Consider the following 22,609-nt stretch of genomic DNA (forward strand, 5'->3'; position numbering starts at 1 on the left):
ATGAAGGAATTTTCGGCAGAAGAAATTATTCAATATATAAGTAACGCTGACAAGAAAACACCACTAAAAGTTTATGTAAATACAGATTTGGAAAAAAATGACTTCCCGGAAAGCTTTCAGGTGTTTGGTTCGGGTGGATCCTATACCATCTTTGTTGACTTGAAAGACTGGAAGCCGTTTCACGAAGTAAATAAGTCGAAATTAACTGATCTTGCGGTTGAACAGGACCGCCGTAACAGCGCGATTCCATTGCTAGACGCAACAGAAGTAAATGCTCGAATCGAGCCGGGTGCTTTTATCCGTGAGCATGCTGTTATTGAAAAAAATGCAGTCATTATGATGGGCGCAGTAATCAACATTGGAGCAGTCGTCGGCGAAGGAACGATGATCGACATGAACGCCGTATTAGGCGGACGTGCAATGACAGGCAAAAATGTACATGTAGGAGCAGGTGCCGTGTTAGCTGGTGTGATTGAGCCACCAAGTGCACAACCGGTTATGGTCGAAGATGACGTGTTAATCGGTGCGAACGCAGTAATTCTGGAGGGTGTTACCGTGGGTGCCGGTTCGATTGTTGCAGCTGGCAGTATTGTTACAGAAGATGTTCCAGCAGGAGCAGTTGTGGCAGGTGTACCAGCGCGTGTCATCAAACAGGCAAGCGAAGTACAAGGTGGAAAACGAGAAATAGTGCAGGCATTGCGTAAGTTGAATCAGTAGAAGTAGTGAGGTGGTTGTCCTGGGGGTAGGGTGCGCAATTATCTTGGGATGGTGCGCGGTTAGCCTGGGGTGGTGCGCGAAATTGTGACGTGGGTGCGCGGTTATCCAGGGATGGTGCACGAAAATGTGACGAGGTCGCGCGATTATACTGCGTTGGTGCGCGATTTCATTAAATTTTGTAAAAATAGGAGTGTAAAATATGGGGTTACTAGAGACGTTAACAAAGCATAGAAGACATCTGCACCAGATACCTGAGCTTGGTTTTCAGGAGTTTAAGACCTCAGCGTATATTAGACAAACTCTTGAACAACTGGAAATTCCATATTTGACGCCGCTTCAGACTGCTACGATCGTTTACCTTGAAGGGAATTCAAACAAGACCCTCGGATTTCGTGCGGATATTGATGGACTTCCAATCGAGGAAGAAAATGATGTAGCATTTAAATCACAGCATACCGGTGTTATGCATGCGTGTGGCCATGATGGTCACACTGCAATCTTGCTGGCATTTGCTGAGCGCTGTAAGCAATTGCAGGAAACCAAATCACTCAAACATAATGTTCTATTAATTTATCAGCCTTCTGAAGAGTCGATGGCTGGCGCTAATCATCTGGTTTCTTCCTTCCCTTTTTATACTTATAAACCGGAAGCAATTTTCGGGTTACACGTCATGCCTGATAATCCAGAGGGAACTTTTCTTACAAAAGCTGGGCCGATAACAGCAAGCGCAACCGAATACCGAATTTATGTAGAGGGCACTTCAGCACACGTAGCGAATAAGGAAACTGGCGCCAGCGCACTCGGGTCATTGAATCAAACGGTGACGCAAATTCAACAGCTGCAGAATTTTCATTTGAGTGGTTTACATCAAAATATTGTTCATATAGGAAAGATGCAAGCAGGTGAAGCGATTAATACAGTAGCATCCTCAGGTTATTTAGAAGGTACAATCCGAACATACGACATGACCGATCTAACAATCATTAAGGACAAACTCGAACAAATTATAAGAAGCAGTGATTCCCTATTCGGTACCAATTCCAGGGTTGAGTTTGCTGAGGGCTATCCACCGGTAATTAACGATGCCTCACTCCTCCCTCTTGTTTCTGCCACCGCTAAAGAATTGGGACTGGAAGTGATCATAAAAGAAAAACCATACTTATTTGGAGAAGACTTTTCCTTTTACAGTCAATTAGGACCTACGCATTTTGCATTTCTAGGCGTACAAAATGATCATTATAAGAGCGGACTCCATACATCTACCTTAAACTTTGATGAAAGAAGTCTGGTTGCCGGTGTTACATACTACGAAAAAATCCTTGAAAAGTTTGGTGAAGTGCAATGACAGCAAGATTACAAATCGATCGAAAAAGGCTTTTCGAACAGGCAAAGCGCATCCAGAATGAAACAAACATTCTGGCAGTTGTAAAAAATAATGCATATAATATTGGACTTGACCTGGCTTTCGAAGCGTTTTTCGAAGCGGGAATCCGTTCGTTTGCTACCACATCTATACTGGAAGCAGTTCAGCTTCGAAAATTAAATGAAGAAATTTATATTTTCCTGATGAATCCATCCATCGAATTTGAAACACTACGAAACTATAACATTGCCATGACACTTCCATCTTTATATTTTTACAAAGAACATAAAAAAGATCTCGCAGGAATCGAAGTGCACCTGGAGTATAAAAATTTATTAAGACGGTCCGGGTTTGACCACGCAACTGAAATGCTAGAAGTCTTGCATGAAGATGTTGTGAAGGTTACGGGGATTTGGACACACTTTGCATATGCAGATGAACTAGATCTGCTCGAATATAATGAAGAAAAGCAAAATTGGCTAATCCTTTTAAACGAGATTAACGCAACAGAACGGGCTTTTCGTTTCATACACGCTCAAAACAGTGCATCGTTTATGCGAGATGGACTATTCACTTCTCATACACATGCTCGCCTAGGAATTCTATTATTCGGGTCTAGACCATATCATGACCTAAGTCCTGAAATAGTACCTTCGATAATCACGCTTAGTACAAATGTAATCCAAACACTGAGCTTAAAAAAAGGTGAAAGCTCAGGTTATTCGAATGCGTTTACAGCTGCATCTGACTGTCGTATAGCGATATGTGATATTGGATACGGTGATGGAGTTCTCAGAACACGAGCACGATATGATGCCATGATTAATGGTAAACGCTATCAAATTGGTGCCCTCATGATGAGTCATATGCTGGTGATTGTGGATGATAAAGTAAAGCCTGATGACGTCGCTTACCTTTATAATGATCGTTTACGAGTTGACGAATACACACACCTTGGAGTGGGAGCAAACTCTGAACAGATGAGTGCACTCAATCATAATTCATTGGTTGTAGAGATTAACAGATAAAAATTGCGGATTAAAATTTAAAAACCAATTACAAGAGCTCCCACACTCTCATTCAAAAAATTTGTTTACCTAAATAGGCATACTTTTATAAAATCTCACCACATCTCTTTAGCTCTATCAAGGTTTGCCATACTTAGTAGGTTTTTTTGCAACGGTGTGGGACAAATTGTATTATGCTTTCTGATCATTATGTTAATCGCGTCGATATCACTCTCTGTCTCAGCAGCATGCACTAAAACAGCGATTTCTTTTTGCAGGCGTAACCAAGGCGGTAAAAAGCCTGCATCCTTCGCAATCTCTTGAAAGTTTTGAAATACATCTTGCTTTAAATATTTTTTGGAAAGTGGTTTACCTTTACCTTTAATCTTATCTTCTTTTTCTGAGGCTTTAATCATATCTCCGATCGGATCATAATATTCTTCATCCATTTATTTAACCTCCACTCGTCATATTAATTAAGCTAAATGTTTTGTACAATTATGCAGCACTACTTCCCATTCATCTGACGATTTTTGCAGCGTCGTCAGCGAACAATTATGTAATGATTCATGTTCCAGCTTCGGCAGCAGTTCTATAAGAAGATGCTTAATATAGGACCCATGACTTACAATTAAAATATTTTTATCTGCATGCTTTTGAACGGCTTCCTCTAGAAAATACATACCACGTTCAATTACTTTATCGGAGCTTTCAATTTCCATATCTAATTCCCGCCAGTTTACTCCCCACTTCTTTATTCGTTCTTCTTCGGTAGTCCCCTCGATCTTACCTCCACTGACTTCCCGTAGTCTGCGATCTGCAATGATTTTCTTGTTGTCCATTCTTCCACCAATAGCTTCGGCAGTTTGACTTGCTCTCATCAGATCACTCGAGTAAATAATATCCCAATCTTCTTCCACTAATCGATTAGCAAGTTTAGCTGCTTGATCACGTCCATCGTTATCCAATGGAATATCGGAATTCCCCTGCGCTCTTCGTTCTTTATTCCACGCTGTGCTACCATGACGAACAAACCCAATTTTCATCAAAACTCACATCCAATCTCTTAAATTGACATAAAATTATTTTCTGAATATTAGTTTAGCATAACGCTTTACAATTTTCAGTCTTTTGATTAAGAAATCCAGAATTTAGTATTGCACTAAAAAAGCCTAACATATCGTTAGACTTTAATTAGCTGATAAATGTTAGTAGATTGCCTTAGGATTCGGTCCATGTTTATTCTCATTCTGATCGCTGTCTTGACACATAAATACGATTAAAATAATCCAACCTATAATCGGAATAAGTGCGATTAGAACCCAAGCTCCAGTTTTTCCAGTATCGTGCAATCTGCGAAATGCTACAGCTAGGCCAGGTAATAATACAAATAATGAATATATGGAAGATAGTATGTTTTCGATATCGATCAACCGTCCTAAAATAGAAAGAGCTGTTGCAATAAGAAAATTTATAAGTGCAAACATCCAATATTCTTTTCGCCTTGCTCTTCCACTAAAACCCACATAATTGCTAATTACTTTTTTATACCAAAACATATGTATTTCCACCTCCTTCCAATTTGAGATAATTTATAGTATAACATATTCTTACTTTTTTGAATAATAGTTTTACCACCGCTTAATAAGACTATATGAGGCGGCAATTTTGCTTATTACAGAAAAAAAGCATTCGCCTCATCTTTCATAGCGAATGCCGAGGTTTTACTATTCATATCGATAGCGTTACTTAGCTTATCGTTCGATATTTCTATTTATCATAGGCGAGATTCATCTTATCACGCTCAAAAAAAATTATATCCATCTCGTTTAAAAAAATATCGATCCTGAGACGAAATTTATCGATACCCAACTCGATTCCTAATTTAAATATGCGTTTTAGCCAGCAAATTTTTCTCAAACTTTCCATCTTTTATGACGACCTGTACTGTATCGTTGTCAGCGAGTGAATAAATATCTTCCAATGGATTTCCTTTAACAATAATAATGTCTGCAAGTTTACCAGGTTCAAGCGTTCCAACTTGGTCTCCCCAGCCTAAACACGCTGCAGCAGTTTGAGTCGAGGCTACAATGGACTCCATTGGTGTCATACCTCCCTCGACCATCAATCCCAATTCCCGTAAATTAGTACCGTGCTTCATAACACCAGCATCCGTGCCCATCGCGATTTTCACACCAGCTTTATGCGCTTTCTCGAAACTTGCTTTATGATGTTCGATTACCTCTCGTGACTTACTAACTGCAGTATCAGGCATCCCTACATCTTTTGCCGTTTCAAGTACGGCAACAGGTGCCAAAAGTGTTGGAACTAAAAATGTGTCATTCCCTTTCATTAGTTCAACAGCTTCATCATCTATGAAAATACCATGTTCGATTGAATGAACACCGGCACGGACTGCATTTTTAATTCCTTCTGCGCCTTGTGCATGTGCCATCACTTTTACACCTTTTCTGAAGTGACCTTCTTCGACAATTGTTTTTAATTCTTCTAATGAAAACTGCGTGAATTCTGGGTGATCGGTAGCGCTAAGGACCCCTCCGGTTGCATGGACTTTAATTACCTCTGCACCAGCTCGAAGCATTTCGCGGGTTTTCTTGCGGACTTCCTCCACTCCATCACATCTTCCATTTGGCATTCCCGGATAATCGGAAGGCAGAAGATCTGTTGTATTACCAGAAATGGTATAGCCGTCACCATGTCCACCAGTAATGGTAAGTGCATTAATACTTAACTGGAGTCGCGGCCCGGCAATCAGGCCATCCTCGACTGCTTTTTTTATTCCTAGATCCGCGCCTAGCGCATCTCGAACAGAAGTAATTCCAGCATGTAACGTACTTTCCAGATATTTAGCAGCCTTGTAGTACATCAGTGAAAATGGAGTAGCTAAACGTTCAGCAATTGGTGAAAACTCCATCATCACGTGGACATGTGTATCAATAAATCCCGGGAGTATCGCTCCGCCTGCTGCATCGACCACTTTTTCTTCACCTGTCATCGGGTAATTTTCTTCAGAACCAACGAATGTTATCCGGTTACTTTCTACTACTACCACTGATCCTATTTGGGGGTCTCCCCCGTTCCCATCAATTAGTAGTCCATTTTTAATTAGCAATGTTGTCATAATTGTATCCTCCTTATAACGTTTGTATTAATAAACCAGCGACAATAACGGAAACGATGGTAACTGTCGTGAACCCACCAATCAGCATCGGAGAGAGTAGTTCATTGAAGATAATTGCTTCTTCCTTCTTATTCCGAGCCACACTTCGGCTGACTTCTTCGCAAAGTAAATAGTCTCCCGGAAACCCAAAGAGCGCAGTTAATGCAACAGGCATACCCTTTAGAGGATGCCATTTAACCAGTTTAGAAGTCAGGTAACCTCCAATTAGAATGCCAGCAGTACCAAGTCCCAAAATCAATAGAATACTAGGCAGATTACTGACGACATCCTGTGGCGTAACTCCAGCCATCGTGCCAATTACAACAAAAATAATAGCCACCATCGTAATCGTAAATGAATTCGCTTTTTCAAGTGACTTTGTTTCGAATAAACCCAGTTTGAGTCCCCCGATACCAATAGCCAGACACCATAAACTGTAATGCACAGGTGTCACTTCACCCAAAGCAACTCCAATAGCTGCTCCAACGAATACAAAAAATAATTTTAGAGTTGTACTTGATTTCAGCGGACTTACCTTTTGATCATTTGTTACATCTTCATTAACTGCGGCTGTCTCGGCCATTGAAACGAACGTACCATTGTCTATTTGGTTCTGAACCTTTAAAGCATAGCGCCTCATAAAATTCATTGCTAACGGCATACCCAGAACACCCTGAAACGCCACAATTAATGCTGGAATTACAACTAGACTCGTAAGTCCAAGTTCAGTCAGTTTTTCGGAAGTGATAATTAGCGCTATGATACCTCCTGTAATAGGTCCCACGCCTGCCACAGCTGTTTGATAATCAAAAACAAGTGGAACAATCGTTAAAATTAATACTCCCGAAACCAAAATTCCACCTAAAGCAATTACCACAGCTTTTATTTGACTTTTTAATAATGAAAAAGGAATTAAAGTTCCCATGTGCAGGATTGCAGGACCAACTAACAGAGCTCCTAGTGAAGCAAATGTTGAAGTTGCAATAATGTCCTTGGGAAAGATTCCTGTCCATACCATAACCAAAAACCCCACCATGGCAGTAAGCAGCATCGGTACTCGTGCGCGTGAAATAATAGAAAGCCATTCTCCAAGAGCGATTAGTGCAAAAATCAGTGCGGTAGCAATTAATGGATTACTTAACAATAGAACCCCTCCTCTTTCGGATAAATTCTTAATACCATAACACCTGCAGAAAAGCTTGTCCATATAACTTTTAGACTATTTTTTATAATGGGAATATTTTAATTAACATTAAACTTGTACAAATTATCCTAAACTTCATGTGAATTTTTTCTCGATTATGTTGTTAGTTTGCAAAAATAGGGAAACAGTATATATGCATGCAAGGAATGTTTAAAATCGTTATTCTGGAACATTTTGTAGCAGAAAATCAACAAAAAGGTGAACTTTTGTTATATCGCCTTCTATCACTATAGAATACATATTCTATTTGTTATACTGATGAACAAGATACGATATACTATCATTCTATTAACTATGAGCGGGAGTGTTATGGTCATGAAACGAAAAATACCACATCGTAAAAAATGGCTTGCTTTAGTGTTGGTCTCCATGGTTTTCTTTCTAAGTGGCTGTGGTGATCTGGTTGTATTTGAGCCTAAAGGGCCAGTTGCACAAAGCCAAAAAGATTTAATTATATATTCGCTTTACTACATGGCTGGAATTATCGTCGTCGTGTTTGCAGCATTTGCAATAATTTTGGTTAAATACCGGGATCATCCTAATCGAAAAAAGGAAAGCTATGATCCAAATTTGCATGGTAACAATATGATTGAAGCAATTTGGATTATCATTCCAATCATAATTGTTACACTATTATCCATCCCGACGGTAACTACTTTATATGATCTGGAGGATGCACCAGATTCAACGAGTGACAAAGAACCGCTCGTAGTTTATGCTACATCTGCAAATTGGAAGTGGTTCTTCAGTTATCCGGAAGAAAATATAGAAACGGTAAACTATCTGCACATTCCTACCGATCGTGCAATTGAGTTTCGTTTAACATCCACAGGCTCCATGGCGTCAATTTGGATACCGGCACTAGGTGGGCAAAAATACAATATGGCCGGAATGATGAATAAGCTTTACTTACAATCCGATGAAGAAGGAGTTTTTCAAGGAAGAAATTCTAACTTCACTGGTGAAGGATTCACCATGCAGACATTTGATGTGAACGCGGAAAGTCAGGAAGAATTTGATGCATGGGTGAAAGAAAAACAATCAAGCGCCCCAAAACTAACGCAAAAAAAATACGATAACCTATTGAAGCCAGGCTTAGTAGAAAAAATGACATTTTCTTCTACGCATCGCGAGTGGGTAAAACATGGAACTCCAGAAGGAATGGATTATTTCATAAAACGTTATGCAGATGCGTATGAAGAGCCTTTACACTTAGATATTGAAGATGCTAAAGAATATAAAGAAGAGAATGGAAAGTAGGTGACATGATGCAATGGGATGAATTTTTTGTAACAGGCGAACCGCTAATTTATGGAGGAATGGTAGCAATTGTACTGGTTTCCTCCGCGATAATCTTTATACTCACGTACTTCAAAAAATGGAATTGGTTATGGCGTGAATGGCTGACAACAGTTGATCATAAAAAGATTGGTATTATGTACATCTTAAGTGCACTTGCCATGTTATTCCGTGGCGGTATGGACGCATTAATGATGCGGGTGCAATTAGCGTTTCCGGGAATGAACTTCCTGACCGCTCAGCACTACGATGAGGTTTTCACGACTCACGGAACTGTTATGATTATTTTTATGGCAATGCCTTTCTTGATTGGTCTAATGAATATAGTAGTACCTTTACAAATTGGAGCGCGTGACTTTGCGTTTCCATATGTGAACGCACTGAGCTTCTGGTCCTTCTTCTTCGGGGCAATGTTATTTAATATTTCATTTGTCATCGGTGGTTCACCTGATGCAGGATGGACGAGTTACACACCACTGGCAGGTGCAGCAATGAGCCCTGGACCCGGACAGAACTTTTACCTAATGGGCTTACAGCTTGCAGGTATTGGTACATTAGCCACTGGTATTAACCTGATGGTTACAATACTGAAAATGCGTGCTCCAGGTATGAAAATGTTCCAAATGCCAATTTTCACCTGGTCCACACTAATCACTTGTTTCATTATCATATTTGCTTTTCCAATATTAACCGTAGCATTGGCGTTAATGACAATTGACCGAGTTTTCGGGTCCCAGTTCTTCACACTAACCGGTGAAGGTCTCCCGATGATGTGGACGAACCTCTTTTGGATGTGGGGACATCCTGAAGTTTATATTGTTGTCTTACCAGCATTCGGTATATTCTCAGAAATAATTGCTACCTTTGCCAAGAAACGATTATTTGGTTATAAGGCAATGGTATGGTCGATTATACTAATTGCCGGACTTAGTTTCCTAGTATGGGTGCATCATTTCTTTACAATGGGTGCAGGAGCATTCGTAAACTCAGTATTTTCAATCTCAACTATGCTGATTGCCGTTCCTACCGGGGTGAAAATATTCAACTGGCTGGGAACGTTATATAAATCGAAAATAGAATTTTCAACAGCTATGATGTGGTCACTCGCGTTTATTCCGACCTTTGTTATAGGTGGTGTAACAGGGGTTATGCTGGGAATGGCTGCTGCCGACTTCCAGTTCCATAATTCCTATTTCTTAGTAGCACACTTTCACTATGTTCTAATCGCTGGTACCGTATTCGCTTGTTTCGCCGGGTTAATCTACTGGTATCCAAAAATGTTTGGACACAAGCTAAACGAGCGAATTGGTAAATGGAGTTTCTGGTTCTTTCTTATTGGCTTCCATGTCTGCTTCTTTCCACAGTTTTTTATTGGATTGGACGGAATGCCACGAAGAGTATTCTACATTATGCCAGAATGGTTCACACTCAACTTAATTTCAACAATTGGTGCGTTTGGAATGGGTGTTGGTTTCGCAATTTTTGTTTATAACATCTATTACAGCTTGCGTTACAGTAAGAGAGAAGAAGATGGGGATTCCTGGAATGGTCGAACACTTGAATGGGCAACAACTACACCAGTCCCTCATTACAATTTTGCGACAGTACCGGAAGTTAACGATATCGATCCCTTCTTAGGTATGAAGGAAAAAGGTGAAACTACCTTTGATGAATCTAAATTGAAACCAATACACATGCCAAACAATACTGGAAAGCCAATAATCATGATGGCGATCCTGGCATTTGCAAGCTTTGCGCTAGTATTTGAATGGATACTACTAGCTGTTATCGGATTGATCGGCGCCGTTATTATGATGGCAATCCGCTCCTTTGATTATGATGATGGATATTATGTTTCAGTCGAAGAAATAAAACGAACCGAACGTGCTGCAAGGGGGTTAGATGATGAGTGAACATGACATTAAAACCGGTCCATTGGAATATCGGACCGAAAGCGGCAGACTAAGCATACTTGGTTTCTGGATTTTCCTTGCTGCAGAAGTTGCATTGTTCGCAACCCTTTTTGCCACTTACGCAGTATTATTTGGTCGAACAGCAGATGCACCAACACCAGCGGAACTTTTCGAACCAGGATCAACGCTGATTATGACCTTTCTACTGCTGACAAGCAGTTTCACATGTGGTATTGCGATTCACGAAATGCGTCGAGGATCAAAGAAAGGTCTTATCACATGGATGATCATCACACTGCTTCTTGGTCTAACTTTCATTGGATTTGAAGTAGAAGAGTTCATACATTATGCCCATGAAGGAGCTACTATACAATCCAGTGCATTCTGGTCCGGCTTTTTTATACTTGCTGGAACACATGGATTACACGTTTCTTTAGGTATTGGCTGGGCTGTACTAGTTCTTATTCAAATAGCTAAACGAGGTCTTACAGCAGTAACAAGCCGTAAAATTTTCATCGTAGGCTTGTACTGGCACTTTTTAGACGTAGTATGGATATTCATTTTTACTTGCGTCTATCTTATCGGGATGGTGGTTTAATATGAGTAAACATACTAGTAAAATCCCAGTCAATCATATAATAGGCTTTGTATTATCCCTTTCCCTTACGCTTGTAGCAGCTTGGGCTGCGATTAATTCTGACCTGCCAATAAAATGGGTAATCATTGGAATTGTCGTGTTAGCTGTTCTGCAAGCAGGAATTCAGTTATTTATGTTTATGCATATAACTGAGTTTGCTAGTGGAAATGGACATGTCCCATGGAATATGATGTTCCATGGTTTCACGATAGCTGCAATTGTAGTCGCAGGTTCCCTTTTCACGATGTCGTTTGGTCACTACCACAATATGGATAGCGATCAGGAACCAACGCAAAATGAACAAAACAATAATCATGAAGATATGGATCACTAAAAACAAGGCAGGTGTTACCTTTGGAATTAAACAAGCATGTTAACAATCCTCAGGAATATGGATGGAAATGGAAGCCAATTGTTGGTTTCATCCTCTGTATCCTGCTCACTGCCGGTTCACTTTGGACTGCGCTATATTCCGGTTATTCACCACAAGGTCTATTTATTCTGCTAGCTGGTGTAGCTTTTATACAAGCCATTATGCAACTCTTACGTTGTGAAGTATAAAGAAACCCCCTTTTCCATTTTGGATAAGGGGGATTTTTGTCTTTATAAAAGTTCATGACATTTCAAATATTAATCAGTTGGTGACGAATACTTCGTCTGGCGTCTTCTCAGGGTAGCCTACCTTACCCTGTGCGAACAACGCTGGCTGAAGATTCCGAGCAAAGCGATCTAAGAAGATGGCCAATTAAAACCGTCCTTTGCGGACAACGTTGGGATTCCCCATTTCCGGGGCACGGAGACTGCAGCCGTGTTCACGAAAAGCGTAGTTTTCAGTGGCCACGAAGTAAGAGATCGGTGAAAACCTGTAGGACGTCAGAAGGTCACTGAAAAAGTGATAGATATTTAAAATACAATTTTCCACCTCAACATAGCATCTTCGAATATACGAAGACTCCTGCAGGAACAGCGCGATCTGAAGATCTAAGCAGGAAAGCGATCTTTGCTTATCCGAGGAAGCTGAAGCCGTGCCTGCGGAAAGCGTAGTATATTCGAAGATGCGATCATAGATCCTCTTTGTTTTGTGCTAAATGTAACTTTTTCAGTAGTCGCCACTGCCTTCCCACAGGTAGTTCTTCATATGCTAAGGTATAATATCATTTTTTAAAATCCACACCAATTACATATAGAATAAGTAAACTTGCAGAAAAACCCCCTTCTCCGTTGGGAAAAGGGGGTTTGGTATTTGTTTATTGGTATTTTTGTTTAAATGTTGCTGGCAGTCTTTGAATGATAAACATCACCCATGCAACCTCTGCAAGCACAAGGCTTAAATAAAACATCGACCAGGTAATGGAGAAAGCTGCAGGTGCAGACTGGAACATAACTTCAAGGAAATATATCCACATTCCTACTAATGATACGCTTTGAACAATAGCAAATACTTTTTTCTTTAATAAAATAAACAGGTATGGTGTAATTGTTGCCAATAACATAAACATTAGTGCTATACCCATTTTTCTCAACTCCTACTGACTTTTTTTGTAAACGGTTTCTTTATATAAATAGTATACCAAAAAAAACTCGAAAATGACACAAAAAATTCATTAATTATCCACTAATCCGTCAAATTCATTCGGAAGAACTATAACGCCCAATATATATATTCTCCCCTGTCGTAACGGTTTTGAAACATAGATGTTATAAAAAAGCCTTTCTCTTCCAACTAATTAAATTACTGGAATATTTTTTTACTTGGTAAAAATTACTAATCTATTGTAAGTTGCCTATAGAATAGTAGCTTAGAATGGGTTATTTTTAACTCCATATTTTGGATATGAAAAACTATATTACATTTAGTAACCTTAAGTTAGAACGCTAATACATACGGAGGTTATCAAATGAACAAATTTAACCAAGTACTTCTGGCAACTGTCTTACTTTTAAGTCTTTTTGCTATTCCTGTTAACGCAGAAGCTTCATCGTATAAAGTACAGGATGGCGATACTTTCTGGGAAATTTCAAATAAGTTTGACGTAAGTCTATCAAACTTGCAGCTGGCTAATAATCGAACAGGAAGCATGTTATATCCTGGTGAAACAATTGCAATACCAAATAACGTTTCTTATGAAGAAAAGAAGTTAATAGCTCAGCTGGTTCACGCTGAAGCTAAAGGAGAATCTTACGCGGGTAAGGTTGCAGTAGCCACAGTTATTATGAATCGAGTGGATCATGAGGAATTTCCTGATTCAGTTAAAGGGGTTATTTACGAGCGTGAAGGTGGATACTATGCCTTTTCACCAGTTCAAAATGGAACAATCAATCAAACGCCAGACGCTGAAGCGATGCAAGCTGTGAATGAAGCAATTGCCTTCAGGGGTCAAGGACAAGGCTCCATTTATTTCTATAACCCAGACACTGCAACGAGTGACTGGATATTCTCACGTGAGACAACAATTACAATAGGCGATCATCGATTTGCAAAATAAAAGTATGAACCCATGTCAAATGCGACATGGGTTTTAATTATGGCTGAATTTTTAACACTTCTTCCTCTACCCTGTTCATAAACTCAATGACTACCTTATTATTGCTGTTAGTACTGCCAAGCTTTAACATAGCCCGTCCGACAAAATTGACACCTTTATTTTGACCCTCGTAAATAAATTTTGTATTAGTTTCATCTACCCTAAGCAATGTGAATTCGAGGTTTACTTCAAATGCCTTTCCTATGACAAAACAAATGTTTTTTCGTTTCTTATCCGCTAAATCTTCATATGCCAATGTCTCAACAATATACGTTTCCACCCGTTTACCTTCTCGATATGTCTGTCGATGTTTAGCTCCAGCTTGAGTTTCGTTCTTTTCAATTAATGTATGCTCATCCACTTTAGGCATAATCCGTTTAATGTTTTCATCGAAAAATAAGCTCCATACCTTTTCAATATTTCTTTCAATGAACACTTCTTCTTTCCATTGAATCATTCTTTCTCCTCCTTTCCAGATTCCAAAAACTGATCTATGTCCGCCACTTGCAGTTTTGGTCTCCCATCTGGATTTGTATATTTTTCTTTTTTTGAATCAATAAATGTTCCAAGTTAGCAAACGACTCATCTTCCATTACAGAAAGCATCTCCTGAATTGTAAACCCAAATCTCCTTAAGTTCACCAGCAGTATCGCTAAAAAGTAGCTGCCATCATCATAATATCGATAGTTGTTTGCTGGATCTGTATAAGCAGGCTCTATTAGTTTAACTTCAGCATAATACCTTAGTGTTTCTTTACTTAAACCAGTCATTTCAGCAAATTCACTAATTTTGTACATCGATTACCTCCTGGATTTATCATAAACTGCGTGGTGCACTACCGTGTCAATACCTTTATTTAGAGTTCCAGGTCCCATCTTTCTTCTATTAAATTTTTCCCTGTCCATTCATCATTTGGTTTTTCTTCAGTCAGTGTAAAGTTAAACTTTTGATAAAGATGCCGTGCAGCAGATAAAATGCTAACTGTCCACAGGAATATGCTTTGATAGTCATTTTCAGCGCAATAATTAATTGCCGTTTCCATCAGTTTTTTTCCAATACCCATTCCCTGATAAGTTTCATCCAATACAAACCATCTCAATTGAGCTACTGTATCAGAAAAATGCGTAATGGCAATCGAGCCAGCGATTTCTCCATTAACTTCTGCAATCCAAAGTTCCCCTGCATCTGAATCGACCATAAATTTGGTTAACCCCTTCATTACATAGTATTCAAACTTCGGCCCAAATTTATAGGTTTTATCATATAACTTGCCATGAAGGTGCGCTATAAATCCTAGATCTCCGGATTTATATGGACGTATAGTTACGTTTGGCTGCAAGGATGTCTCTCTGAAAAAAATGCATTCAATGTATACGTATTTTAGTTGACTTTAGCAACTAAAATACTGATAACACACAAAAAGGGCAACCATGTATGAACATAGTCGCCCTTATCACTATTTTTTCGCTGTACTAACCTTCAGCTTCTTCCCTTTAACCGGTGTGTTTTCCATTGCCTGAATAACCAGTGAACCTTTTCCATTAAGAATATCAACATAGGAATAGTTATCCTGTACCGTGATAATTCCGATATCCTCGGCATCTACTCCTGGTATTTTAGCGATAGTTCCAACAAAATCAACTGCTCGAATTTTTTTCTTTTTTCCTCCACTAAAGTGAAGTTTCGTAATATCTTTGTTGATCCGTGCAGTTTTATTGTTCTTAACCACGCGTCTGCCACCACGTTTTTCCTCAAAGGCAGCTCTCCCGCGTGCTACATCTTGTCGGTCCGGCGCGTCCATCCCAGGTATATCAAAGCCGATATACTTTTCAATAGCTCTGAAAAACTTACCTTCAAATGGCGTTTCGAATGTAATTGCTTTCCCTTTATTTCCAGCTCTTCCTGTTCTTCCTGTACGATGAACATAGCTTTCTTTCTCCATTGGAACATCATAATTAATAACGAGTGTTACGTTATCAATGTCAATTCCTCTGGCAGCTACATCTGTAGCAACCAGGTACCTGAAGTTCCCCATCTTGAATCCATTCATGACAGCAAACCGATCTTCTTGCTCCAAACCTCCATGGAGTTTTTCGCAAGCATAATCAGCTTTTTCAAGTTCCGTGAAAACCTGATCAACGTTTTCTTTGGTACGGCAAAAAATAATACAGCTATCTGGATTTTCCACTACAGTCAAATCCTTCAGCAACGAAATTTTTGCTTCGTCCTTCACATGGATGACACGGTGCTTAATCGTTCCAGTAGTTACACCAGTAGTCGTAATTTCGATATTATGCGGATCGTTCATGTATTTATGACATAAACCTTCTACGTCTTTTGGCATCGTTGCAGAGAATACCATTGTTACTCTGTTTTTAGGAACTTTTCGAATGATTGCCTCTACTTTTTGAATAAAGCCCATATTAAGCATTTCGTCGGCTTCGTCAATAATTAAATGCTTTATTTGACTTAGATCCAATGTACCCCGTTCGATATGATCCATTACACGACCAGGCGTACCAACGACAACATGTGTTTTTTGTTTCAGATTTTCTTTTTGCACCGCAAAAGGTTCTTTTCCATATACCGCAACGGCATTTAACCGTTTGAACCTGCCAATATTTGCAATATCTTCACGAACTTGAACAGCAAGCTCTCGTGTAGGAGTAAGAATTAAAGTCTGCGGTTTCTTTTCTTCCCATTCCATCATTTCACAGATTGGAATACCAAATGCTGCAGTCTTTCCGCTTCCGGTTTGTGATTTCACTACCAGATCCTGCTTTTTCATTGCTTGTGGTATTACTACCTGCTGCACTTCGGTTGGCTTTTCGTATTTCAAAACCTCAAGCGCTCTGCTTATTTCATCACTTATATTATATTCTACAAATTTCATGTAACAACCTCGTTTTTTTGTATTAGTCGACAATGTATAGGATTCTCAAAAATAAATTTTGATATGCAAAATCATACTAGTTTTCATTATACTAGAAAATAGACCCAGTTTGTTGATTTCCTTCACCTTTTTTCGCTATGGCAAACTATCACAAGCTGAACCTTCTCCATCACGATCCAGTCGATGTGGGTCATTTTCCGGACCACCGGCTGCCACGTAAAAATTCTGTGCCTGCTCGTGTGTGCTGAAGTCACCACAATCTCGATCGGCTCCAAACGGATCGTATTGTAATTCCTTCTGATCTCCTTGCTCTTTCTCAGTAGGCTCCTCGCCTGAATCTTCTTGATAATGATAGCCATGATTGTGATCCACATGGGAATAGCCCGGAATCGACCATACCCCGATCTCTTTGCTTATCGCGGTTTCCTGTACTTTATGAAATTCTTCAAGCATGGTTAGATCGTTATACAAATATGCTGTTCTAGCCAAGCCGTTTCTAAGGAGCTTTTCCTGAATAGTTTCACCATCAATAAAAACGTAGGCGAGTAATCTGCCATACTTATCGCGTTCTTCTTTACCTACTTCGACACGGACCTCTTCACCGGTCAGCTTCTCTTTAACAAACTGGGATGCCTCTGGTCCATATGCCTCAACAGGTTTGCTTGGGTGCACTGTCTCGGGAGTGTCTATTAGCAATAATCGTACATCTTCGTTTGTACCGTTCATGGAAATCTCGATTGTATCGCCATCGATTACCCTTGTTACAGTAGCATTCGCAGCTGTCGTCTTCACTGCCTCTTCTGCAGCATTTTGTTCTGTTTGATCCTCTGTTTTATCTTTTGCTTTCTCAGGTTGCTTTTCTACTGCTGAATTCTTTTCTTCTACCTGGTTACCAGATTCGTCCGTTGGTCGAATTTCAGATCCACAGGCAGATAATAGAATTAATAGAAGGAAGAAACTGCTAAAACGTACCGATCGGCTTTTCCTGTTAAAAAGTATAAATAATATAATTCCTATCCAAACAATTAAAATTGCACCTAGTTCAGGGCTCAATATCCATCCCCCTTTCCACGCATATATAGCTTAATACTATCAGACTTGCGCTTACTTTTCATGGACAGTCCATTCATTAGTAAAAGCGAAGGCTGCTTTCTATTCGAAAACAGCATTCGCTTTTTATTGTGAAGTTAATTGAGTTTTCAGCTGTTGAATTACTTCTGATGACGCTGGTGCTGCTGGTTGATAATACCCATTTTCCAGTGCGTAATTATAAATTTTACGTTGACGGGCTTCATCTTGATTCCGTAATTGAATCAAGGTTTGTCTCAACTGTTCATTATTTGACTCACTAATGAATCCTGCATATCCTGTCAAGCTTGCGTTTAAACCCGCTAAGTAATCGCTGACCATTTCCTTATCCTGTAGCATACTAATTCCTCCTTAACTTAAGAATGTTATAAGCTGCTGCTGAGCCTGCTTTGCTGATTGCGCATCACTCTGCAGCATCGCTTTTAATTCTGGATCTGTACATGTTTGCGCATAGGACTCAAGTTTGGTCACTATTGTTCCGTGGCCACCAATAAGATGACGAAGATTTTCTACTTCCAGTTCCGTTAAAGATTGGTTCATTGTGCATGCTCCTTTCGTTTTGTACATGCCTTACTTTTCCCAAGCCTTTTTAAAATATTCTTAGTTGCACTTATGTAGTAAGAAAGAATTTATACTTTCTTACTGCTTAATTTAAAAAGACCATTACCGCAGTTAAACTACGTGTAACAGCCTTACTCAGTCTTTCATTTTTGATACTATAATTTTCTGCAGTCGTGGCCGATTATAGCGCTGCACCATAATAATCGGCCCATTGAACAGGATCGCATAGCCGATCATCAGCCATCCAGCCCATGCCGGATTCCATAAAAAGAATAATCCTGCCGGTAGGATAGACAGCCAATGTGTGAGTTCCGCCCTTCTTGATTCTACAAGAAAGTTCCAGAGATACCGTGCATCACTTCCGCTTAGATGATCTTTTGCAAATCCCTGTTTAATTATGTTTGTGCCATCCGGAATCATGTTTTTCCACTTTTTAACGTGAAAATAACGTTGCCAGACCTGTCCATCCCTCTCCCAATTTCGGCTTTTATATAGAAGTCTGTCGCTAGTAAACCGGTCTGCGGACATATTCAGCGTTAAAAGAGAAATTCCGATATGAAAGAATCCCCACGCAAAAATGTCTATTAGAATTGTCCAGATAATCGGTAATTCAACTAATTGCATTGGGTTCCCTCCGCGATTAAACTTTCATTTTTCTGCCACGCCAGCTGACTGTATGGCGAACTTTTGTAACATACAAGGACCAAAGGAAAATCGATGTAAAAAATACAAATTGCAGTGGGTATAGTACAAGCGTCCAATAACGAAAATCCCCGGTTCGGCGTGCTAACCAGAAAAACTGAATCATATATGCCAGGTAAGCAATCATTGCTGCAATAATCCAGCCAATTGACTGAGACCACACTGCTCCAAAGAGAAATGGAACAGTTAAAAAGCCACCACTTATCCAAAAGCTGATCATCACTACCACAATTGGATGAGTGGACTGTGACGCTGTTCCAAAATTTTTGGTCCACCCTTCAACTAATTGTCCAAAACCTTCTGGGTACATTTGAAAATTGATTAAACCACGTCCACTAACACAATGTACAGGTAATCCTTTATCGGTAAATGCTTCCCCAAGGGCTAAATCGTCCATTACTGCATGACGAACGCTCGCGTGGCCACCAGATGCGAAATAATCCTGACGATTCGATAAGATACACGGTCCAAAAGACCCGGCACCCTTTAGTTTTCTCTCCCATATGGTAAATACGTTCATTCCTACGATAACAATTATATTAAAAATAACAGAAAGATTTTCATACGGATTTTTTATCGTGTGATACGGCTGAAGAGAAAGTATGCCCCTGCTTCCACCGCTTCGATATGCACGTGCAAGCCGCTTTAAGCTGAATGGATCATGTAATCGTGTATCAGCATCCAGAAACAACAGCCATTCTCCTTTAGCTACCTTAGCACCAATCCAGCATGCCGCGGACTTACCGGTCCATCCTTCTTCCAGTGTATCATTGCGCAATACGCGCGCACCGATCTTCTTTGCTATCTCTATCGTTCGGTCTGTCGATGCGTCATCCACAACAATTATTTCCAAAGACAGATCTTTTTGCTCTACTAAAGATTTCAATAACGGAGCTATCCTGTTTTCTTCGTTTCGAGCAGGAATAATAATCGAAATCAAGGGATGGTTTTCATGCTTGTTTGCATTACTAAATGGCAAGGAATTCTTCCAAAACATAAGAAATCCACTTATTAGCGCAAGGCCAATCAAAACAGCTGCTGTCATTAGTATTAGAAACATATTTCCCCTCCTATCATATCAAACAGGAACTGATTTATTGCTGCAATTCGTCTCTTTTGACGATTTTATCTCGTACCTGTTGTCCGCTTAGTGTTACCATTGGCATTCCACCGCCAGGATTTACTGTCCCACCAACAAAGTACAGGTTATCGTAGCGTCTGCTATGCTTAGTATGTTTAAAGCCTCGATTTTTCTTTCGATCCGAAACCGTTCCATATATGGCACCACGATGTGAATTATAGACACGCTCAATATCATGTGGTGTCCACATGTCTTCTGTAACAATATGCTTCCGCAAGTCCGTCAAACCCATTTTTTCAAGCTTTATAAGGACCCGTTCGCGCAATTCCTGGTAATCCGTTTCGGTAAATGGCTTATCCTGTATATAAGGGATATGCGGAAGAATTTTTATATTTTCATGTCCTTCTGGTGCCTGTGCTGGATCTGTTTTATTGACATTAACCAGGTAAATGGTTGGATCGTCAGGCAATTCATGTTTGCGGAAGACTTTGTTCATCTGTTCACGCAGGTTTTCTGAGAAAAAGAAGTTATGATGCCTGAGCTGAGGGTATATTCTGTTAACTCCAATATGCAAGACAAGTCCAGAACTTGAAGGTTCAAAACGATCTTCCAGCTTTTTAATAAATGCGTCATCTTCATTTAAGAGCTTTTTATACGCTGGAATCACTTCCATATTGGAGACAAAGTAATCCGCTTTTTTGCGTGTGCCATCAGCAAACTCAGCAGCAATAATCTGCTTATTTTCATCGGTAACGAGCTTACTTACCCCTTGACCAGTATGCAGTTTAATCCCGAGTTCGCGCGCAAGCTTGGTCAGTCCTTCTGAAATTCCATGCATACCGCCAGGCACATACCAGACACCTTGTGCATGCTGCATGTAAATCATCATATTAAGGATAGCTGGAGCATCGTACGGAGATGAACCGACATATTTAATAAAGTATGCAAGCATAGTTCGAAGCTTCGGATTACTAATTCGTTTCTTAATTGCACCATACATGGTGGAGAACAAATCAAACCCTTTAATCGATTTTAATAAGCCATGATGACGAAAAACTTCTTTTGTCGAGTCTAGCCCATGTTCGAAGTAACCTTCAGCAGTAGTCTCGTACAATTTCTGGGCATAATGCAGGAAATTCAGATATTCTTTCATATCTTCTTGACTCAAAGCAGCATTTTCTTTTGCCATCTTCTCTAAATCTCCGTATAAATCAATGTGTGATCCGTCTGTAAAAAAAGATCGCCATTCATGTTCTAGCCTGATTGTCGGAATGTAGTCCGCCATATTACGGTTACTTCCTTTGAACAACTTCTCAAATATATGTGGCATCGTTAAAATTGATGGTCCAAGATCAAATCCAAAGCCATCCTGTTCCAGCCGATTTACTTTTCCGCCAAGGTGTTCATTTTTTTCATAAAGTGATACAGAATACCCGCTTTGTGCTAGCGAAATCGCAGCAGAAAGCCCTCCAAGACCTCCGCCAACAACTAATACGGATTTGCCTTTAATCGCCATTTCATTCACCTGCTTTACTTTTTACTATCGGTCAAATTTTGAACTTTTGTTGTTCGGTAGATACGCTGTATTTCCATTGCTGACACATAATTTCGTTTTGAAAAGCAATTATACTTATTTTGACGGACGGCATTCAGTATTCCGCGATAAATCCGTGATGAAAGCAGGACTGCCAGCTGACTGTCCTTATCAAAACAGGAAACATGCTCCTCAAAGCTTTCATAGAGATCTTCAGCACGAAGCGCCATTTTCTCCCATATTCGAATGAATGCAGGATTTATCGTTTGATTCAGTAAATCTATTTCTGTATAAGACTCTGCCGCCATTTCACTTAAGGGAAGATAAATTCGGTCATTATATCTATAATCCTCACCAATATCTCTTAATATATTGGTGATTTGCATCGCCACTCCAAGATCAATACCCACTTGTGTCAGATCATGATTTGTTTCGGATGCTAGGATCGGCAGCAGGATTCGCCCAACAGACCCGGCAACATAATAACTATATTCCTCTACATGTTCCAGTGTCTCAGGAATAACAAATTTCACATCCATTCGCTGACCAGTTAATTGATCATAAAAAGGCTGAATATTCATCTCATACCGGTTAAAGACATCGCGTAATGCTCTCCAGAGCGGCTGGTCAATATAATGTCCATTTTCAAAAGTTTGTAATTCTGTTTCTAACAAGTCCAGTGCTTCCATTTTATCTTTTTTTGTTCCACCTTTATCAACACAATCATCCGCAAGTCTGCAAAATGCGTAGATAGCAAAAACAGCGGTAGCTTTTTCCTTTGGCAGGCGGGAAAAGGCTGTATAGAAGCTTTTTGAATGCTGTTTTATAATTTCTTCGCAATACTGATAATCTTTTGCTAAACGATTATGCCTATCCTCTTTCACTTTCATGGAGAATACCCTC

The 22,609-nt window shown here is 39.7% G+C and carries 26 protein-coding genes; 9 read left to right on the forward strand and 17 right to left on the reverse strand.

Features of this window, described 5'->3' with window-relative positions; all coding sequences use genetic code 11:
• The 3 genes from dapD to VBD025_RS14040 all read left to right on the forward strand — a co-directional run bounded on the left by dapD (position 1) and on the right by VBD025_RS14040 (position 3,108).
• Positions 1–717, forward strand: coding sequence for a 2,3,4,5-tetrahydropyridine-2,6-dicarboxylate N-acetyltransferase (gene dapD / locus VBD025_RS14030; protein ID WP_430786521.1), 717 nt, complete (start codon positions 1–3; stop codon positions 715–717).
• A 199-nt stretch (positions 718–916) separates the two neighbouring features.
• Positions 917–2,062, forward strand: coding sequence for a M20 metallopeptidase family protein (locus tag VBD025_RS14035; RefSeq protein WP_430786523.1), 1,146 nt, complete (start codon positions 917–919; stop codon positions 2,060–2,062).
• Complete coding sequence (locus VBD025_RS14040) at positions 2,059–3,108, forward strand: alanine racemase (protein ID WP_430786525.1); 1,050 nt, start codon at positions 2,059–2,061, stop codon at positions 3,106–3,108. The genes VBD025_RS14035 and VBD025_RS14040 overlap by 4 nt, the downstream gene beginning before the upstream one ends.
• Before the next feature lie 95 nt (positions 3,109–3,203).
• Here VBD025_RS14040 and VBD025_RS14045 read toward each other — a convergent pair whose 3' ends face one another.
• From VBD025_RS14045 to VBD025_RS14065, 5 genes are all read right to left on the reverse strand, one after another.
• On the reverse strand, positions 3,204–3,536 hold the full coding sequence (locus VBD025_RS14045) for a DnaJ family domain-containing protein (RefSeq protein WP_430786527.1): 333 nt from the start codon (positions 3,534–3,536) through the stop codon (positions 3,204–3,206).
• A 27-nt stretch (positions 3,537–3,563) separates the two neighbouring features.
• Positions 3,564–4,136 (reverse strand): histidine phosphatase family protein, encoded by a 573-nt coding sequence (locus tag VBD025_RS14050; RefSeq protein ID WP_430786529.1) that lies wholly within the window; start codon positions 4,134–4,136, stop codon positions 3,564–3,566.
• A 159-nt stretch (positions 4,137–4,295) separates the two neighbouring features.
• Entirely contained in the window at positions 4,296–4,646 is a 351-nt protein-coding gene (locus VBD025_RS14055; protein ID WP_430786531.1) for a DUF805 domain-containing protein, read from the reverse strand.
• A gap of 326 nt (positions 4,647–4,972) precedes the next feature.
• A complete protein-coding gene (locus VBD025_RS14060) occupies positions 4,973–6,229 on the reverse strand; it encodes an amidohydrolase family protein (protein WP_430786533.1) in 1,257 nt (418 codons plus the stop codon).
• 13 nt (positions 6,230–6,242) lie between these two features.
• A complete protein-coding gene (locus tag VBD025_RS14065; protein ID WP_430786535.1) occupies positions 6,243–7,412 on the reverse strand; it encodes a hypothetical protein in 1,170 nt (389 codons plus the stop codon).
• A 375-nt stretch (positions 7,413–7,787) separates the two neighbouring features.
• Here VBD025_RS14065 and qoxA point away from each other — a divergent pair, with 375 nt between their 5' ends.
• Genes qoxA through VBD025_RS14090 form a run of 5 tightly spaced genes read left to right on the forward strand, consistent with a single transcriptional unit; the run spans position 7,788 to position 11,882 of the window.
• Positions 7,788–8,732: a cytochrome aa3 quinol oxidase subunit II gene (qoxA, locus tag VBD025_RS14070; RefSeq protein WP_430786537.1), complete on the forward strand. Its 945-nt coding sequence runs from the start codon at positions 7,788–7,790 to the stop codon at positions 8,730–8,732.
• 8 nt (positions 8,733–8,740) lie between these two features.
• Positions 8,741–10,684 (forward strand): cytochrome aa3 quinol oxidase subunit I, encoded by a 1,944-nt coding sequence (gene qoxB / locus VBD025_RS14075; protein ID WP_430791430.1) that lies wholly within the window; start codon positions 8,741–8,743, stop codon positions 10,682–10,684.
• Positions 10,677–11,282: a cytochrome aa3 quinol oxidase subunit III gene (qoxC, locus tag VBD025_RS14080; RefSeq protein ID WP_430786539.1), complete on the forward strand. Its 606-nt coding sequence runs from the start codon at positions 10,677–10,679 to the stop codon at positions 11,280–11,282. The genes qoxB and qoxC overlap by 8 nt, the downstream gene beginning before the upstream one ends.
• A 1-nt stretch (position 11,283) precedes the next feature.
• Complete coding sequence (gene qoxD / locus VBD025_RS14085) at positions 11,284–11,655, forward strand: cytochrome aa3 quinol oxidase subunit IV (RefSeq protein ID WP_430786541.1); 372 nt, start codon at positions 11,284–11,286, stop codon at positions 11,653–11,655.
• Between the two features lie 20 nt (positions 11,656–11,675).
• On the forward strand, positions 11,676–11,882 hold the full coding sequence (locus VBD025_RS14090) for a hypothetical protein (protein ID WP_430786543.1): 207 nt from the start codon (positions 11,676–11,678) through the stop codon (positions 11,880–11,882).
• A 686-nt stretch (positions 11,883–12,568) separates the two neighbouring features.
• Here VBD025_RS14090 and VBD025_RS14095 read toward each other — a convergent pair.
• The gene (locus tag VBD025_RS14095) at positions 12,569–12,835 is read right to left on the reverse strand and encodes a hypothetical protein (RefSeq protein WP_430786545.1); all 267 of its coding nucleotides are present in this window, start codon (positions 12,833–12,835) and stop codon (positions 12,569–12,571) included.
• Between the two features lie 384 nt (positions 12,836–13,219).
• Between VBD025_RS14095 and VBD025_RS14100 the strand changes: the two genes are divergently transcribed.
• Positions 13,220–13,807, forward strand: coding sequence for a cell wall hydrolase (locus VBD025_RS14100; protein ID WP_430786547.1), 588 nt, complete (start codon positions 13,220–13,222; stop codon positions 13,805–13,807).
• A gap of 37 nt (positions 13,808–13,844) precedes the next feature.
• Here the strand turns inward: VBD025_RS14100 and VBD025_RS14105 are convergent, their stop codons facing one another.
• The 11 genes from VBD025_RS14105 to VBD025_RS14155 form a co-directional block, all read right to left on the reverse strand.
• Entirely contained in the window at positions 13,845–14,303 is a 459-nt protein-coding gene (locus tag VBD025_RS14105) for an SRPBCC family protein (RefSeq protein ID WP_430786549.1), read from the reverse strand.
• A gap of 34 nt (positions 14,304–14,337) precedes the next feature.
• Entirely contained in the window at positions 14,338–14,643 is a 306-nt protein-coding gene (locus VBD025_RS14110) for a MerR family DNA-binding transcriptional regulator (RefSeq protein WP_430786551.1), read from the reverse strand.
• Between the two features lie 59 nt (positions 14,644–14,702).
• Positions 14,703–15,185, reverse strand: a complete 483-nt coding sequence (locus VBD025_RS14115) for a GNAT family N-acetyltransferase (protein ID WP_430786553.1) — start codon at positions 15,183–15,185, stop codon at positions 14,703–14,705.
• Between the two features lie 117 nt (positions 15,186–15,302).
• Positions 15,303–16,739 carry a DEAD/DEAH box helicase gene (locus VBD025_RS14120; protein WP_430786555.1) on the reverse strand — a complete coding sequence of 479 codons (1,437 nt, stop codon included), beginning with the start codon at positions 16,737–16,739 and terminating at the stop codon, positions 15,303–15,305.
• 135 nt (positions 16,740–16,874) lie between these two features.
• On the reverse strand, positions 16,875–17,792 hold the full coding sequence (locus tag VBD025_RS14125) for a thermonuclease family protein (RefSeq protein ID WP_430786557.1): 918 nt from the start codon (positions 17,790–17,792) through the stop codon (positions 16,875–16,877).
• Positions 17,793–17,915: 123 nt separating this feature from the next.
• Positions 17,916–18,167: a spore coat protein gene (locus tag VBD025_RS14130; RefSeq protein WP_430786559.1), complete on the reverse strand. Its 252-nt coding sequence runs from the start codon at positions 18,165–18,167 to the stop codon at positions 17,916–17,918.
• Between the two features lie 12 nt (positions 18,168–18,179).
• Positions 18,180–18,368, reverse strand: a complete 189-nt coding sequence (locus tag VBD025_RS14135; protein ID WP_430786561.1) for a hypothetical protein — start codon at positions 18,366–18,368, stop codon at positions 18,180–18,182.
• A 156-nt stretch (positions 18,369–18,524) separates the two neighbouring features.
• Positions 18,525–19,013, reverse strand: coding sequence for a glycosyl-4,4'-diaponeurosporenoate acyltransferase (locus VBD025_RS14140; RefSeq protein ID WP_430786563.1), 489 nt, complete (start codon positions 19,011–19,013; stop codon positions 18,525–18,527).
• A gap of 16 nt (positions 19,014–19,029) precedes the next feature.
• On the reverse strand, positions 19,030–20,151 hold the full coding sequence (locus VBD025_RS14145; protein WP_430786565.1) for a glycosyltransferase: 1,122 nt from the start codon (positions 20,149–20,151) through the stop codon (positions 19,030–19,032).
• Between the two features lie 34 nt (positions 20,152–20,185).
• Positions 20,186–21,688: a phytoene desaturase family protein gene (locus tag VBD025_RS14150; RefSeq protein WP_430786567.1), complete on the reverse strand. Its 1,503-nt coding sequence runs from the start codon at positions 21,686–21,688 to the stop codon at positions 20,186–20,188.
• Positions 21,689–21,702: 14 nt separating this feature from the next.
• Positions 21,703–22,596, reverse strand: coding sequence for a phytoene/squalene synthase family protein (locus VBD025_RS14155; protein ID WP_430786569.1), 894 nt, complete (start codon positions 22,594–22,596; stop codon positions 21,703–21,705).
• Positions 22,597–22,609 lie beyond the last annotated feature (13 nt).

The sequence above is a fragment of the Virgibacillus flavescens genome (genome assembly GCF_050574275.1).
Taxonomy (GTDB): domain Bacteria; phylum Bacillota; class Bacilli; order Bacillales; family Amphibacillaceae; genus Virgibacillus_F; species Virgibacillus_F flavescens.

Bases quoted from the DNA above. Each gene is read 5' to 3' on its own strand.
- dapD (WP_430786521.1), top strand. From the start codon at position 1: ATGAAGGAATTTTCGGCAGAAGAAATTATTCAATATATAAGTAACGCT.
- VBD025_RS14035 (WP_430786523.1), top strand. From the start codon at position 917: ATGGGGTTACTAGAGACGTTAACAAAGCATAGAAGACATCTGCACCAG.
- VBD025_RS14040 (WP_430786525.1), top strand. From the start codon at position 2,059: ATGACAGCAAGATTACAAATCGATCGAAAAAGGCTTTTCGAACAGGCA.
- VBD025_RS14045 (WP_430786527.1), bottom strand. From the start codon at position 3,536: ATGGATGAAGAATATTATGATCCGATCGGAGATATGATTAAAGCCTCA.
- VBD025_RS14055 (WP_430786531.1), bottom strand. From the start codon at position 4,646: ATGTTTTGGTATAAAAAAGTAATTAGCAATTATGTGGGTTTTAGTGGA.
- VBD025_RS14060 (WP_430786533.1), bottom strand. From the start codon at position 6,229: ATGACAACATTGCTAATTAAAAATGGACTACTAATTGATGGGAACGGG.
- qoxA (WP_430786537.1), top strand. From the start codon at position 7,788: ATGAAACGAAAAATACCACATCGTAAAAAATGGCTTGCTTTAGTGTTG.
- qoxB (WP_430791430.1), top strand. From the start codon at position 8,741: ATGCAATGGGATGAATTTTTTGTAACAGGCGAACCGCTAATTTATGGA.
- qoxC (WP_430786539.1), top strand. From the start codon at position 10,677: ATGAGTGAACATGACATTAAAACCGGTCCATTGGAATATCGGACCGAA.
- qoxD (WP_430786541.1), top strand. From the start codon at position 11,284: ATGAGTAAACATACTAGTAAAATCCCAGTCAATCATATAATAGGCTTT.
- VBD025_RS14095 (WP_430786545.1), bottom strand. From the start codon at position 12,835: ATGGGTATAGCACTAATGTTTATGTTATTGGCAACAATTACACCATAC.
- VBD025_RS14100 (WP_430786547.1), top strand. From the start codon at position 13,220: ATGAACAAATTTAACCAAGTACTTCTGGCAACTGTCTTACTTTTAAGT.
- VBD025_RS14105 (WP_430786549.1), bottom strand. From the start codon at position 14,303: ATGATTCAATGGAAAGAAGAAGTGTTCATTGAAAGAAATATTGAAAAG.
- VBD025_RS14110 (WP_430786551.1), bottom strand. From the start codon at position 14,643: ATGTACAAAATTAGTGAATTTGCTGAAATGACTGGTTTAAGTAAAGAA.
- VBD025_RS14120 (WP_430786555.1), bottom strand. From the start codon at position 16,739: ATGAAATTTGTAGAATATAATATAAGTGATGAAATAAGCAGAGCGCTT.
- VBD025_RS14130 (WP_430786559.1), bottom strand. From the start codon at position 18,167: ATGCTACAGGATAAGGAAATGGTCAGCGATTACTTAGCGGGTTTAAAC.
- VBD025_RS14135 (WP_430786561.1), bottom strand. From the start codon at position 18,368: ATGAACCAATCTTTAACGGAACTGGAAGTAGAAAATCTTCGTCATCTT.
- VBD025_RS14140 (WP_430786563.1), bottom strand. From the start codon at position 19,013: ATGCAATTAGTTGAATTACCGATTATCTGGACAATTCTAATAGACATT.
- VBD025_RS14145 (WP_430786565.1), bottom strand. From the start codon at position 20,151: ATGTTTCTAATACTAATGACAGCAGCTGTTTTGATTGGCCTTGCGCTA.
- VBD025_RS14150 (WP_430786567.1), bottom strand. From the start codon at position 21,688: ATGGCGATTAAAGGCAAATCCGTATTAGTTGTTGGCGGAGGTCTTGGA.
- VBD025_RS14155 (WP_430786569.1), bottom strand. From the start codon at position 22,596: ATGAAAGTGAAAGAGGATAGGCATAATCGTTTAGCAAAAGATTATCAG.